The following is a 14726-nucleotide window of genomic DNA, read 5'->3' on the forward strand; positions in this document are numbered from 1 at the left end:
CTGTTTAATTTTTATTGTTGCTACGGGTGCAAGTTAAATCGAGATGAAGTCTTTTACAGATTCGCCTTTATACGAACCAGGACGGGGAGCGATCGTCCATGTTGAGCGACCGCCAGTTGTGGAGACTTATCAACTGCGGAAAGTATACCGCACTGGCTTTTGGCTAAATCAAAAAATAGAATCCCTTAAAAGCTGCACTATGACAGTGTATCAGGGTGAAACTTTTGGTTTACTAGGACCAAATGGTGCAGGTAAAACCACATTATTGAAGACATTATTAGGAATTGTCCGCCCCACCTCTGGACGTGCATCACTCTTGGGGCATCCTATAGGCGATCGCGCTGTCAAGCAATCCATTGGCTACCTACCAGAAAACCCTTATTTCTACGATTATTTAACTGGCTGGGAATTTTTAGAGTTTGCTGCGGGATTATTTGAAATCCCACCTTCCGTACAGCGTCAACGCATCCCCGAACTATTAGAATTAGTTGGATTAGCGCAGTCAGCAGCTAAGAAAAAGCAGATGCGTCAGTATTCTAAAGGAATGCTACAACGGGTTGGGATGGCGCAAGCCCTGATTAATAACCCAGAAGTGGTATTTCTAGATGAGCCGATGTCTGGTCTAGATCCAATGGGTCGCCGCCAAATGCGTGAGTTAATTTTATCTTTAAAATATGCTGGAAAAACGGTTTTCTTCAATAGTCACGTTTTGACAGAAGTAGAACAGATCTGCGATCGCGTTGCTATCCTTGCTAAAGGAGAGTTAATTTGTGCTGGCTCACTAGAGCAACTTTTAGGTGTCAATCAAGATATATACCAAGTAAAAGGTATTGGTGGTAATCCAGATATTCTCAAACGTTGGGTGCGCGATTTCACATTTGATGATGAAGGCTGGTACGGTCAACTCCAAGGTGAACCCCAAGAATTCCTAGCTACCCTCCGCTTAATAGGCGCACAGTTGATTAGTATGCAGCTATCACGCCCCTCTTTAGAAGAATTTTTTATGCAGCAACTCCTAAAGCGGGGAATTACTCAAAGTAGTTAAGTAGCTGGTAATTGGTCATTTTTAGGAGGGAGGAGAGAGGAGAGAGGAGGGAGGAGGGGAAGTTTGATAATTGTTAATTGATATTCACTCCTTTGAAAGATGAATAACCAGCATTTCTGCTTATCGTTCTTAACAGATAAGCACATCAGGACTTACGCACCGAAAGCCTGAAACCTATATCCCTCCTAGCCCCTCTTAAAAGGGGGGAATATTCAAAGTCCCCCTTTTTAAGGGGGATTTAGGGGGATCGAGGCGTAAGTCATGCACATAAAAAAGTAGAAAAATATATGCCTAATCTTGTTGACACCGCAGCTAATGCTGGCTCATTCAATACCTTACTTACTGCAATTAAGACGGCTGGTTTGTTAGAGATTTTAACTAGCCCTGGTCCCTACACTGTTTTAGCACCGACAGATGAAGCTTTTGCCAAAATTCCAGTTGATACCTTATCTGGCTGGCTACAAGATATTCCCAAACTCAAAAAGATTTTGACGTTTCACATTCTATTTGGTGATGTAAGAACTGATAACTTTGCTGAGTTAGATTCTGCTGAGACATTTGAAGGTGGAATCATCGGCATTGAAAAGGCTGATGGTGGTTTTAAAATCAATGATGCTAAAGTTTTGCAAACAGATATTCTGGCTGATAACGGTGTAATTCATACCATTGATACTGTGTTAATGCCTACATTAATGACAGTTTAAAAAGCGATTAGCAGTTAGCTATACAAAAATCTCCCCCTCCCCTTACCAAGGGGAGGGGGTTGGGGGGTGGGGTAATACCTTTTTTAATTACGTTGACTCTACTTAAAAGCTAAAAGCTAACCCAATATACACCCACTACGAGGAGGCAGACGTAAATCTAGCTGGTGAGATTCTCCTTCATTATTCCACGAAACTTCAGCAGAACCAAATAACAGCTTGCTTGGCTGCGATCGCAACTTACTCACCACAAAGTTACTATGCGCCGCCTCAGTTCCCACATTAACCGCAACAATTACTTCCTCTTCTCCCCAAGTCCGCGCAAATACATAAACCGTACCCTCAGCAAATAATACTTCATACTTACCCGTGCGGAGGGCAGTATATTCGTGGCGTAAAGCAATTAATTGGCGATGCAATTCTAAAATCTCACGATCCCAATTTGCTTCTAATGGGAAACCTCTACGTGAGTCTGGATCTAAACGACCAGGTAAACCCACCTCATCACCGTAATAAATACTAGGTGCGCCTGGGAATGTTAACAATAATAATGTTGCTAATTCAACACTAGCGCGATCGCCCCCCGCAATTGATAGCAGTCTCGCAGTATCGTGACTTGCAAGTAAATTTAGCTGTGTTAGCTGAATTTCCCAAGGATATAGTTCTAAAACATCAGTAATTTTCTGGGCATACTCGCTAGCAAATAATGGTGGGTAAGGATGATAAGAACGATCTTGCACTTGTTCAATATCTACGCGATCGCCTGCGGTAAACGCAATAGTTGGCGCTGCAAATAAATAATTCATCACCCCGTCAAATTGCGTACCATCTAACCATTCACGCGCATCTGTCCAAACTTCTCCAACAATATAAGCATCAGGGTTAATTGCTTTCACGCGATCGCGAAATTCCTGCCAAAAACCAGGAACCTTAATCTCAAACGGCACATCTAAGCGCCAACCGTCAACCCCAAACTTAATCCAATATTCCGCAATTTCCATGATATATTCCCGCACTTCGGGATTTTCATGGTTAAATACTGGCAATGCGCGATTACCATCCCAACCTTCATAGTTAGCCGGAAAATCGCCATTATATGCAGATAAAGGCCAATCGTGAACTTTAAACCAATTAACCCAAGGTGAATGAGGGCCATTTTCTAAAACATCGTGGAAAAAGAAGAAACCACGACTAGAGTGGTTAAATACTCCATCTAAAACAACTTTAATATTACGTTCATGGGCTGCATCCAGCAATTCCCGAAAACCTGCATTTCCCCCCAACATCGGATCAACCGTGTAATAGTCGTGGGTATGATAGCGGTGATTACTCGCTGACTGGAAAATTGGGGTGAAATAAATCGCATTAATTCCCAACTCCTGCAAATAGTCGAGTTGTTCAATCACACCCCATAAATCTCCGCCCTTATAACCTTGAAGCGTAGGCATCGCATTCCAATCTTCCCATCTAGCAGTGGTCAAAATCCGCTTTTGGGGATGTTTGCTTCTAGCAAAGCGGTCTGGGAAAATTTGGTAGAAAACCGCGTGTTTAACCCAATCTGGTGTCTGAATTTCCATAAAACTCTTTTATTACCTTCTCTGCAAAATTACAAACACCAACAGATTTAGGGTTCTACCCTCTGACATAAGATTAAGTTTAAATACTTTTTTCCAGATAAATTGTTTTTAAAATCACAGCAAATCTATCTATGATCAGCGTAATTGACAGTATCAAAACTAATCCACCATAAAAATTCGATATGTATAGAATTCATTACCTAACCTAAGTGAGAGTTCAATAATCGCTATTTATATCTAACTATAGATTGCTAAATTGATTTAAATGTGTATGTAAATCCGAAATGTGCTATTTTTTCAATACCTCACTTTCCTAGTAGCTAGTTTGATCACAAGTCTCAACTGCGCTAATTCTTACCATTGAGAGTGTACTAAAGCTATAAACTCAACCTTTTCTACTGATGTCGATCAAAAATAAAATTAACTATCTTATTTTACAAACAATAAAAATTTGACTAACTTTACTATATTTTAACTTTTGTGTTATATTTTTATTGATGGCAAAAATTAAACTTTATATTAGTTAATTCTTGAGTACTTCGCTCTCAAGATAGATGGATGATTGTATTAGTTGTCACTAGACTATAACTGTTTAGTGATATAGTTTACATATTATTGTATTATGTTGTCTTGTCAGAACTCTACCCTCCGCGTTATGGTGGTTGACGATCACGAGCTAACTCGCTTCAGCCTCAAACTTGCAATGCAAGGTCAGAAGAATATAGAATTGGTTGGTATGGCAAGTAACGGTAAAGAAGCGATTGAATTGGTAGAGCGTTGCCATCCAGATGTAATTATCCTTGACCTACAAATGCCAGTAATGGATGGGTTAAGTGCATCAAATCATATAAAAACCCTTGATCCTAACGTTCAAATCATTGCCTACTCTTCAGTGGAAAATCCGCAGGCAGAGATAAGGAATGCAGCAGCTAGAATAGATGCTTTTTGTAAAAAAGACGCACCTACTCAAGATTTAATTGCTTTAGTAAAAAAGTTAGGGGAAAGTGTCAAAATAGATTAATGAAAAGGTGCGCTCGCTTAGTTAGCGATCGCACCTAAATACTTTTATATAAAATGCTAATTGCCGTGTAACTAGCTCAACTAATTATTCTCTCCCTTCTGGAAAAGTACGCTTAAATTCATCTAGCAGATCATCAATTTCTTCCAGAGCTTGATTAACATCAATTCTCAAAGTCCCCAAATTAGGTTGTTCTAACAACTTAAGCAGGGATTCACGTTTGTCTTCAATTAAGGCAATTCGTTCTTTTAGAGTTTGTGCGTCCATCATTTGCTTTTTTGTTATACATCCTATATTAGGATATCGAAACTAACGCAGGAACGGAGGACGATTAGGAACGGAACGCTTGCTTTTAATAACTTCAGTAATAAATCGCTTCAGTGCTTTATCACGATTTTTCATAAATTCAGACCAGAATCCTGGCTGAAATTCATCCATCGTTTTAGCTAAAGCCCAAACATCGACAGCTAGCATATTAGCAAGCGTTTCCTCTTGCCGCTTGAATGAGTCTAGTTCCTGGAGGATAGCACTCTTTTTTTTGGGAACCTGCGGGTGTTCTTCTTTGAGCATACTTAAATACTAATTTATTGAGTTGGCGCTCAATACATCACAAGTATTGATCAAGACTGGCAAAATCAAAATTGCTATTTACAGTCGCTGCCACTACATATATAGGATTCCCAGTAATTTATAAAACAAATCACAAACAGCGAATAGTACCCAGAGCAACAGATAATTAATTTAAAGTAATTCCTAGTGGAATCGCCGCCAAACCATGTTACGTCAAACTTCTTTGGGAAAATTAGGTCTAATTGTAGGTGGCATCTTAACCTTAGTTGGATTCGTTGCCTACGCCACCAACAATGCCACATTAAATCTGGCAGGGTTCTTTTACGGAATTCCCCTATTGCTAGGAGGACTTGCGCTCAGTGCTGCTGAACTTAAACCAGTACCTTGCCAACAGACATCTCCAGATATCGTAGCTTTAAGAGAGCAACAAGCTACCCCTACACAAAATCAAGTTCGCCTAGATGTTACCCGCTATCGCTACGGTCAAGACGCTCATCTAGATACATCTCTCAAAAGCCTTGGTTTGACCCGTACAAGCGAAGATACACCTGCACTCAAAGCTTTACAAGAAACCAAGATTGATGATGCTTACGCCCTAATTTTACAATTTCACTCTCCCTTAGTTCCCCTAGAAGTTTGGGAACAGAAGCGAGAAAAAATGGAAAATTTCTTTGGACCTGGAGTGCGCGTAACCGTCAATCAATCCTCAGAGGATGAGGTGGATGTAACAGTGATTGCCACCCCCAAGACATTGAGTTAAATTTAGGACATCATAATTAGCACTTACCCAGAGATCCCTCTAGGGTGTGTTTTCAAACCCTTCGATCCCCCCCTGCCCCCCTTTTTAAGGGGGGAGAATTTAGCCAAAGTCCCCCTTTTTAAGGGGGATTTAGGGGGATCTCACAGACATATACGGAGCCAATATAGTCAGTCTACTTTTCTAGACGCACAACATACCACTGCAAATACTTTCCTTCACCTACATTGAAATCGCAGGATGTTTCTAGCAGGTACTTAGCTTGTTCATCCACAGAAGTAAATTTAGCTAAATCTGGTGGTAAATCATTTTGTCGTTGCGCCAAAATCACCTTGAGTTTTTCCAACATCTCTGGGGGTGTGACAATTTGCTCAGGTTGATTGGTTTCTAAAACAACATAGGCATCTTGCCGATACATTAAAGAATCTGGCATTTTGGGTTCCTTGGGAAAGTTATGAGTGTTAGCGTATAAAATAGCGGAATTTTTATTGTAATTACTTTATCTGCATCTCTTATGACCTCAACTTCCTCTAATCCCCTGCTTACCCTCAACTACGAACCCGCAATTGAATCATTGGGGGACGATTATTTCGATGAAGTTGAAGCGGAGGAATTTCCCCAGCATATCCTACGCTTTCGTAACGATGAAGTGTTAACTCAACTAAGCGTAGACCCAAAACAAGTTGCAGACGAGCATTTTATCGAAGCTTTTGGCAAATTCCAAAATCACCCGCGTCCGTTGTTGGCATTACGCTATCACGGCTATCAATTTGGTCAATATAACCCATCTTTAGGGGATGGTAGAGGATTTCTTTATGGTCAAGTGCGGGGTAATGATGGCGAATTGTACGATTTCGGAACTAAAGGTTCTGGTAAAACTCCTTACTCTCGTACTGCTGATGGCAGACTAACACTTAAAGGTGGTGTGCGAGAAGTACTTGCAGCAGAAGCTTTGCATCAGATGGGTGTGCGTACCTCTCGCTGTTTTAGTTTGATTGAAACTGGTGAAGGATTATGGCGAGGAGATGAACCTTCGCCAACCCGTTCATCTGTAATGGTGCGTTTTAATCGTTCTCATATCCGCTTTGGGACATTTGAAAGGTTACACTATTTTAATCGCAAAGATTTAATTGAAAAGCTTTTAAATCATGTAATTGAATATTATTACCCACACTTACAGACTGAAGCAGAAAAATATGCCTTATTTTACGCCGAACTGGTGAAACGAGTTGCAGAATTAGCTGCTCAATGGATGGCTGCTGGTTTCTGTCATGCGGTGTTAAATACAGATAATATGTCGATTACTGGGGAAAGTTTTGATTATGGACCTTATGCGTTTCTTCCTACTTATAACTTACAATTTACTGCTGCATATTTTGATTATTACGGACGTTACAGTTACGGCAATCAACCAGGTATTTGTAAGTTAAATTTAGAAATGCTTCAGCAACCTTTATCAGCAGTAATTCCACTTGCTGATATGGAAGCGGCGTTAGCTTTGTTTGATGAGCAGTATGTTTTAAATTATCGGCAGTTAATGTTGAGCAAGCTAGGATTTGAGCAATTACAGATACCAGAGGGAAATGAATTGCTTCAATTAACTATTCAACTTTTGCAGGATACTCAAATTGGTTATCATGCCTTTTTCTCAGAATTAGCTGAAGTTTTTTCGGCTTCATGGCGTTCAGATATTAACTCTATTTTGAGTGATTCAGAGTTTTTACCTTCCGTTGCAAATTCACAACTATTAGCTAGTTGGAGGAGTTTATATCAAAAAATATTAAATAATTTGCCGGAAACTGAAATAGATAATATTGCCCAAAGGTTGGCGCGTTGGAATCCTAAGACGGTTTTACTCAGACCTCAGATAGAAGCTATTTGGGAACCAATTACTCAAGAGGATAATTGGGAGCCATTTTATGATTTGCTTAAGCAAATTACTAAAAAGCTGTAGAAATATCTTTACCAAAATTGGTTTTTTCTACAATAGGTGGAGCGTTGATGAACCTACTTCAAGAAGATAATACAATTAAGCAATATTATGAAGATATTGCTTTTAATTACGATCGCTCGCGTTTTGCTAATAGTTATGGGCAATATATTGATAGCCAGGAGCGTTTAATTTTAAGCGATTGGTTGCCCAGTTACGATCATTCTATCCTAGATTTAGCTTGTGGAACTGGCAGATTTCTCGATTTTGCTACTACTGGGTTAGATGCTAGTAAAAATATGATTACAGTTGCTCAGAAGAAATATCCAAATAAACAATTAATCGAAGCTTCTGCTACATCAATTCCTCTACCGAATGAGAGTTATGATGCAGTTTTTACGTTACATTTATTCATGCACTTAACGCCAGAAACAATTAATACTATTATTGATGAGTGCGTAGGCGCAGCCCGCCGCAGGCATCGCATTTTACGACCAGGCGGAATGTTGATTTTTGATATTCCCTCGGCATTCAGGCGCAAATTACTTCGTTACAAACCTGAAAATTGGCATGGTGCAACCTCATTTTTTATTCAAGATATAAAAAATCTATCTAATTCTCAGAAATGGCAATTAGCAGACTTGAAGGGGATAGCATTTTGCCCTGTTCATCGTTTACCTTCTTCTATGCGACCTTTATTTATACCTATAGATAATTTTTTATGTAGGAGCTTCTGTAGGGTTTTTTCTTCTTATTATATGGTCAAGTTAATTAAACAGTAAAAATGCGTAATTATAGCATTGCTGAAAATTATATATAATTATTAAATGGCAATCTGATGAATACAAATAACAAAGAGAAATTTTTGCCTTCGATAAAAAAGATTATTCCTGGCGAATTAAAGCGTAGTTTAAAAATCAAATCTAGATACATTGGGGATATTTTGACTGGAAATGCTCAAAGTATGGTTAATTTTATTCCCATAAATGAAATAAATAAATACCAATTTCAACCGCAGAGCAGCATATCTCAAGTAATTAAAACAACTAGCTATTCAGAGAATAAAAAACATAATTTGGCGTTAGCAATTAATCGTTTAGAAAATATAGTTATCCAGCCAGGTAAACTTTTTTCTTTTTGGCATTTAGTTGGTAATCCAAATTCTAAAAACGGATATAAAGAAGGCAGAACTATTATTAATAATCAGTTACAATCAGATATAGGCGGAGGATTATGTCAATTATCAGGATTAATTTATTGGTTAATCTTAAAAGCTGGATTAGTTCCAACAGAAAGACATCCCCACACTCATGATATTTATACGGAATCAACAAGATTTGCACCTTTAGGATCAGATGCAACTGTTGTTTATGGATATAAAGATTTACGGTTTATTAATACTTTACCTGTTCCTATTTGCTGGCAGTTTAAATTATTGCCAGCAGAAATTATAGCTTCATTATGTTCTACTCAAAAAATTCATCAATTTGAAATAGAGTTTAGAAGAGAAGAAAGTAATGAACAACGAATAGTTCAGACAGTGCGTTTGGCGCAAGGAAAAGAAGAAATAATTGATACGAGTTATTATTTAGTATTGAAGAATTAAGTGCGATCGCATTTGATTGATAGCAGTCAGCGTAGAGACGCGAAATTTCGCGTCTCTACATTATGTGCTTCCCTGGCTATTGTTATAAATAATTGCGATCGCACCCATTTTAAGACGAAGCTTTTTTCTTGGTGCTAGTTGTCGTCGTCTTTTTAGTAGTTGTCTTTGCTGCTGTTTTAGTAGTTGTAGACTTGCGGGTAGATTTCGTCTTAGAACTTGTCTTAGTAGCTAAAAGTTCTAGCGATTTCTCTAACGTCATACTTTCTACAGTTTCTCCTTCCGGTATACCGACATTAGTTTTATTGTGCTTGATATAAACACCATAGGGACCTTCGTAAATATTTACTGGTTCCCCATCAGTTGGGTGATTTCCTAATTCTTTCAACGCTGCTTTAGACTTACTACGAGTTGCACCACGTCCCTTTTTAGGTTCAGCCAGTAATTCTAATGCGCGTTCTAGGGAAACTGTCAACACATCATCTGTAGCTTTTAACGAGCGGTATTCTTTGCCTTCTTTACCTTGATCGTGGACAACATAAGGACCAAATTTACCTAAACTTGCTTGAACTTTACCTGCGGTTTCTGGGTGAACACCCAAGTTACGAGGTAACGCCAGCAAACCTAATGCCATATCTAAAGTGACATTTTCCTGTTTTACACCCTTGGGTAATGCAGCGCGTTTGGGTTTTTTGTTTTCTTCACTGGCTTCACCCAACTGCACATAAGGTCCATAAGTACCTACAAGTATATAGACGGCTTCACCAGTTTTCGGATCAAGACCTACTTTTTCTGGACCCTCGGTTTTTTGTCTTAATATTGTTTCTACTTGTTCTGGATTAAGATCCGCAGGAGTTAAATCTTTAGGAATGGAAGCAGTAATTACTTCTTCACCATTTACGGTTTCTATGTAAGGTCCAAATTTTCCGATCCGAACTTTGGCATCGAGATTTTCTAGCTCAATAGTACGGGCTTCGCTGCCGTTAATTTGACTTTCTCGGTCTTTTACTTGGGTTTCTAAGCCTTTTTCCCCTAGATAGAATTTTCGTAGGTAAGGTAGCCATTGCGCTTCGCCTGTGGAGATGTCGTCAAGGGTTTGCTCCATTTTGGCAGTAAATTTGGTGTCTACCAAGTCGGGAAAGTGTTTTTCTAGCAAACTGGTGACAGCAAAGGCGGTGAAGGTGGGAATTAAGGCGTTACTTTGCATCTGAGCATAGCCGCGATCGATAATTGTACCGATGATGCTGGCGTAGGTGCTAGGACGACCAATTCCTTCGCTTTCTAAGGTTTTGACTAAAGATGCTTCGGTATAACGCGCTGGGGGTTGGGTTTCGTGGCTGATGGGTTCTAGTTCTTTACAATTAGGGCGATCGCCTTTTTTCAAAGCTGGTAAAATTACTTCTTGGTCTTCAATTGCTGCATCTGGATCGTCGGAACCTTCGACATAAGCGCGTAAATAACCAGGAAAGTCGATGCGTTTACCACTAGAACGGAAACCTGCATCATCAACTTGTGTATCAACAGTGATATGAGTTTGGCGAGAGTCCGCCATTTGGGTGGCGACGGTACGCTTCCAAATTAAGTCGTAAAGGGCTAATTCTCGACCAGATAATCCGGTTTCCTGGGGAGTGCGGAAGGTGCTACCAGCAGGGCGAATAGCTTCGTGGGCTTCTTGTGCGCCTTTGCTTTTGGTGGTGTATTGACGGGGTTGGGGGCTGAGGTATGGTTTGCCGTATTTTTCCTCAACGCAACTACGGGCGGCTGCGATCGCTTGTGCTGACAAATGCACCGAATCTGTCCGCATATAAGTAATATACCCCTGCTCATACAAGCTTTGAGCAGTCCGCATGGTATCTCTGGCAGAGATATGTAGTTTGCGGTTAGATTCCTGTTGCAGTGTTGATGTCGTAAACGGTGGCGCAGGTTTGCGAGTTACGGGACGTTCTTCAATACCTGTAACAGTCCAAGTTTGCTTAAAAATCCGTGACTGTAATTCTCTTGCTTCTGCTTCGTTGAGCAGTTTAACCTTTTTACCAGCAATAATTTGACCAGTGTTGGGGTCAAAATCACTCCCCGTAGCTACTTTAGTACCCTTAAGCGTCACCAGACGGGCTTCAAAAGCAGTTTTTTCTTGCTCTAAGGTTGCCTTTAAATCCCAGTATTTACCTTGGCGGAATGCGCGGCGCTGCTGTTCTCGGTTTACCAGCAATCGCACTGCTACGGATTGTACACGACCTGCGGATAATCCCCAAGCAATTTTTTTCCACAGCAAGGGCGAAAGAGTATAACCAACGAGTCTGTCTAAAATTCGTCGAGTTTCTTGGGCGTGAACTACTTGTTCATCAATTACGCGACAATTTTTGAGGGCGCTGCGGATTGCTTCTTTGGTGATTTCATGGAATACCATCCGCTTGATCGGGACTTTGGGTTGCAACACTTGCAACAAATGCCAACTGATGCTTTCACCTTCACGGTCTTCGTCAGTTGCTAGGATTAATTCGTCAGCTTCTTTAAGAGCATCTTTAAGTAACTTAACAATTTTCTTTTTATCTTTAGGGACTACATATAACGGTTCAAAATCCGCCTCTACGTTCACTCCTAGCTGCGCCCATTTTTCCCCCTTGACGGTTTCGGGAATTTCTTCGGCAGAGGAGGGGAGGTCACGCACATGACCCATAGATGCCTCGACTCGATAGCCAGAGGGCAAAAATTGCCTAATTGTACGTGCTTTAGTGGGAGATTCTACGATGACAAGGGTTGACATGGGGGTTGATTAAATTAGCAGCTAGGCTATAACAGTGCAATTTAGAGAATTGTAGCTATATCTCAACAGTCACTATTACACAGGTAACAGTCAAGTGGGTTTTAGAACTTATTCTAAAAATAATTAACTGTAAAAAAATATCTGCGTTTCTAGCAGTTTTTATATTTATGCTCAGGACTGACTTCTAGATCCCCCTAAGTCCCCCAGGGTTACTTCATTGTGGAGAGAGAAAAATTACACTATTGGTCATAGGTAATTTTATTGGAGATAAATTCAATGTGATTTTGGTTCCGATACTTTTTTACTAACATTTGCTAATAAATACATAAGTTAAGAAGCTAATTGGCTTCTCAACCAAGGTGTATCAACCAATGCACGGAGAAAAATTCCCCGCGCACCATTTAGATCCCTATCCATCTTAAATCCGGTGGAGAGCGATTTAATTATTCGCGCCCCTCCCAGATTTTTGATAATTTCACCAGTCCATGACACCGTTTTAGAAGTATAAGCTTCGTTGCAATCAACTACAGTTTTAGACTGCTCCCAAGCTTTCCAATTAAGAAAAGTCTTAAACTCATAATGAGAAAGAGTTAACATTTGCCGAACAGATTTGTTTCTCAACTTGCGTCTAGACTTAGACACCATTTGAGAAGTTTCAAATGTTGGTAATAAGATTACATCAAAGTTATCAACTAAGAATTTAGCTGATTTATGATGTAACTCTTTAATTAAGTTTTTGATTTTGCAACGAAGTCTACTTGCAGCCTTTTTAAGTCTTCTCTTTTGCTGACTTGGTGATTTAGATATTCTTGAAACTAATTTATCTAAAGGAAAACATAGTTTTTGGATAAACAAATTAGAATCTTCACCTAAAAAACCAAAAGATTGCTCACTAAAAAATGTCATAAACGTGCGAACACCAGGATCTAAGGCAACCAGACGACCTTGGTTATCGGTCTGTTCTGGTTGCACATATAAAGTAACAACTAGGTAATACTCATCATAAGCAAGAGTTAACCTACCATCACTGAAACTTGCGGGTAATGCCTCTTTCAGCTTTGAGCGACCCAAGATTGTATGGTAAATTCCACAATCTTTTATAGCAGACTTGGGAATAAAAATTGATTGTTTGGTATCTTTCCTGCTCCGAAATCTAAATTTTCGTATTTGCCCATCTTTCTTAAAACCCTTTTTAGCTGCTTTAACAGCAAGACACGCATCTTTGATAGCAATTGATTTAATCTGGAAAGGTACTGATTTTGTCCAGTCTGGTAAACTGTTAAGTATTCCAGTTTTTATTCCCATCCAGTTTGCTTTGGTATCGGGTTCTTGTAAGTATTTAATCGTTGTGTTGTAAACAAAACGACTAACTCCCAACCATTGTTTAAGTAGTGCTTTTTGTTCAGGGTTTAGGAATAGTCGGATCTTCCTTGATCTTCTTGCTGTAACTTCGGAGTCCGTGCATCCTACAGGAGAAGACGTGAAGGATGGCAAGAAGATCTGTTGTAAGTTCGGTTTGCGGACAGTGAACAGATTGGTCAAGAACCACGATTTGTCCACCGTTTTGCTGTGCCATGAACTCGAATAGTTCAAATCCGAATCTGCACAATCTGTCACGACAGGCAACAATAATCGTGAGCTTATCTCCCCGCATAAGTCTGACCAGTAGGGCTTGCAGTCCTTTTCTATTGAAGTTGAGTCCTGATCCAATATCTTTGACGATTTCTGCGTCTGGATATCCGGAGCGCATAAATTCAACTTGTCTGTTAAGGTCGTCTCGCTGTTTGGCTGAACTGACTCGACAGTAGCAAATAACGGCAGTTCCAGTTGCACCACGTTGATAGGACTCGACATCGTAGAGCCTTTGTCCTGCTTCGTTTTTGATGCTCTTGATTTTGCCTTCATCTGCGTATTTCCTTAAAGTGTGTTGATGCAAGCCCAGAAATTCGACCGCTTTTCTGAGTGGTATATATGCCATAACTAAATAGTAACATATATAAGTAAATATAATCAAACTAATTACTGTTGCTCTACCTTAATGTCCTGAATCCCAACTAAAGTAACAGGCGGACGATCAGGAAACTTGGCAACAAGCTGTAAGTCGCCTCCCATTGCTGCAACGTATTCTCGCAAAGTCGAGAGCATTAAATCACTACGCTTCTCCAGCCTTGAAACATTTGCCTGGTCTATGTTCAGGAGTTGTGCTACTTTCTCCTGTGTAAGTTTAAGTGCTTGTCTAAGCTCTTGCAGTGTCATATAGGATGCTACTAGCTCTGTTGCCCGTTCGTTGATCTTTTCGCGTCGCTCATGGGGCAACTGTTCCAGTTTTTCTTTCAAAGTTGTTGCCATATCTACTGTTACCTAACCCTCACTTGTAGGTGAATCTAAGAATTAAGAAGAGTGTTTGTTAAACCGAGCATCAGCTTTTTTAATAAGTTGCTTGTAAAAACGACTTTCGCTCACACCAGATTTGTCACCAGCTATCAACAAGATCGCATGACGTTTTGCATCAAAAGCAAAGGCAACGCGCCAAACACCATCTGCTGCTTCAAAGCGCAATTCCTTCATGTTGGCGTACTGTGAACCTTTTAGTGTATCAACATGAGGTCGCCCTAGTGTTGGTCCAAACGCTTCCAACAGACTGGCACGAGCAAGCAATTCATTTTGCACTTCTTCGAGTAGCTCATCAAACTCTGGCTCAAAATCTTCATGGAACTCAACAACCCAGTTCATACATTTATTATGCACTCAAACGCATATT

16 protein-coding genes are annotated in these 14726 nt (G+C 39.9%); 7 read left to right on the forward strand and 9 right to left on the reverse strand.

Annotation, left to right across the window (positions count from 1 at the left end; translation table 11 throughout):
• Positions 1-43 precede the first annotated feature (43 nt).
• Entirely contained in the window at positions 44-1045 is a 1002-nt protein-coding gene (locus tag CRI9333_RS20515; RefSeq protein WP_015205071.1) for an ABC transporter ATP-binding protein, read from the forward strand.
• A 287-nt stretch (positions 1046-1332) separates the two neighbouring features.
• Entirely contained in the window at positions 1333-1749 is a 417-nt protein-coding gene (locus tag CRI9333_RS20520; RefSeq protein ID WP_015205072.1) for a fasciclin domain-containing protein, read from the forward strand.
• 116 nt (positions 1750-1865) lie between these two features.
• Here CRI9333_RS20520 and CRI9333_RS20525 read toward each other — a convergent pair whose 3' ends face one another.
• Positions 1866-3323 carry a glycoside hydrolase family 13 protein gene (locus tag CRI9333_RS20525; RefSeq protein WP_015205073.1) on the reverse strand — a complete coding sequence of 486 codons (1458 nt, stop codon included), beginning with the start codon at positions 3321-3323 and terminating at the stop codon, positions 1866-1868.
• A gap of 622 nt (positions 3324-3945) precedes the next feature.
• On the opposite strand from CRI9333_RS20525, the gene CRI9333_RS20530 reads away from it, so the two are divergent.
• Complete coding sequence (locus tag CRI9333_RS20530; RefSeq protein ID WP_015205074.1) at positions 3946-4344, forward strand: response regulator; 399 nt, start codon at positions 3946-3948, stop codon at positions 4342-4344.
• 84 nt (positions 4345-4428) lie between these two features.
• Here the strand turns inward: CRI9333_RS20530 and CRI9333_RS20535 are convergent, their stop codons facing one another.
• Complete coding sequence (locus CRI9333_RS20535; protein ID WP_041226140.1) at positions 4429-4608, reverse strand: hypothetical protein; 180 nt, start codon at positions 4606-4608, stop codon at positions 4429-4431.
• Positions 4609-4650: 42 nt separating this feature from the next.
• Positions 4651-4911, reverse strand: coding sequence for a hypothetical protein (locus CRI9333_RS20540; protein WP_015205076.1), 261 nt, complete (start codon positions 4909-4911; stop codon positions 4651-4653).
• A gap of 205 nt (positions 4912-5116) precedes the next feature.
• Between CRI9333_RS20540 and CRI9333_RS20545 the strand changes: the two genes are divergently transcribed.
• Positions 5117-5671: a DUF2854 domain-containing protein gene (locus CRI9333_RS20545; protein ID WP_015205077.1), complete on the forward strand. Its 555-nt coding sequence runs from the start codon at positions 5117-5119 to the stop codon at positions 5669-5671.
• Positions 5672-5843: 172 nt separating this feature from the next.
• Here CRI9333_RS20545 and CRI9333_RS20550 read toward each other — a convergent pair whose 3' ends face one another.
• Positions 5844-6101, reverse strand: a complete 258-nt coding sequence (locus CRI9333_RS20550; RefSeq protein WP_015205078.1) for a chlororespiratory reduction protein 7 — start codon at positions 6099-6101, stop codon at positions 5844-5846.
• Positions 6102-6182: 81 nt separating this feature from the next.
• Here CRI9333_RS20550 and CRI9333_RS20555 point away from each other — a divergent pair, with 81 nt between their 5' ends.
• The 3 genes from CRI9333_RS20555 to CRI9333_RS20565 are packed head-to-tail and all read left to right on the forward strand — an operon-like array spanning position 6183 to position 9204.
• Positions 6183-7622 (forward strand): protein adenylyltransferase SelO, encoded by a 1440-nt coding sequence (locus CRI9333_RS20555; RefSeq protein WP_015205079.1) that lies wholly within the window; start codon positions 6183-6185, stop codon positions 7620-7622.
• A 47-nt stretch (positions 7623-7669) separates the two neighbouring features.
• Positions 7670-8380, forward strand: coding sequence for a class I SAM-dependent methyltransferase (locus tag CRI9333_RS20560; RefSeq protein ID WP_015205080.1), 711 nt, complete (start codon positions 7670-7672; stop codon positions 8378-8380).
• Positions 8381-8436: 56 nt separating this feature from the next.
• Positions 8437-9204, forward strand: coding sequence for a VanW family protein (locus CRI9333_RS20565; protein ID WP_015205081.1), 768 nt, complete (start codon positions 8437-8439; stop codon positions 9202-9204).
• A gap of 109 nt (positions 9205-9313) precedes the next feature.
• On the opposite strand, the gene topA is transcribed toward CRI9333_RS20565, so the two are convergent.
• The 5 genes from topA to CRI9333_RS20590 form a co-directional block, all read right to left on the reverse strand.
• A complete protein-coding gene (gene topA, locus CRI9333_RS20570) occupies positions 9314-11965 on the reverse strand; it encodes a type I DNA topoisomerase (protein ID WP_015205082.1) in 2652 nt (883 codons plus the stop codon).
• A gap of 330 nt (positions 11966-12295) precedes the next feature.
• Positions 12296-13459, reverse strand: coding sequence for an RNA-guided endonuclease InsQ/TnpB family protein (locus tag CRI9333_RS25915; protein WP_198013587.1), 1164 nt, complete (start codon positions 13457-13459; stop codon positions 12296-12298).
• Positions 13368-13943 (reverse strand): IS607 family transposase, encoded by a 576-nt coding sequence (locus CRI9333_RS26255; RefSeq protein ID WP_015205084.1) that lies wholly within the window; start codon positions 13941-13943, stop codon positions 13368-13370. Before CRI9333_RS26255 ends, CRI9333_RS25915 begins: the two co-directional genes overlap by 92 nt.
• Positions 13944-13984: 41 nt before the next feature.
• Positions 13985-14314 (reverse strand): XRE family transcriptional regulator, encoded by a 330-nt coding sequence (locus CRI9333_RS20585; RefSeq protein WP_015205085.1) that lies wholly within the window; start codon positions 14312-14314, stop codon positions 13985-13987.
• A gap of 42 nt (positions 14315-14356) precedes the next feature.
• Positions 14357-14698, reverse strand: a complete 342-nt coding sequence (locus CRI9333_RS20590) for a type II toxin-antitoxin system RelE/ParE family toxin (protein ID WP_015205086.1) — start codon at positions 14696-14698, stop codon at positions 14357-14359.
• Between the last annotated feature and the right edge of the window lie 28 nt (positions 14699-14726).

Source organism: Crinalium epipsammum PCC 9333, from assembly GCF_000317495.1.
Classification (GTDB): domain Bacteria; phylum Cyanobacteriota; class Cyanobacteriia; order Cyanobacteriales; family PCC-9333; genus Crinalium; species Crinalium epipsammum.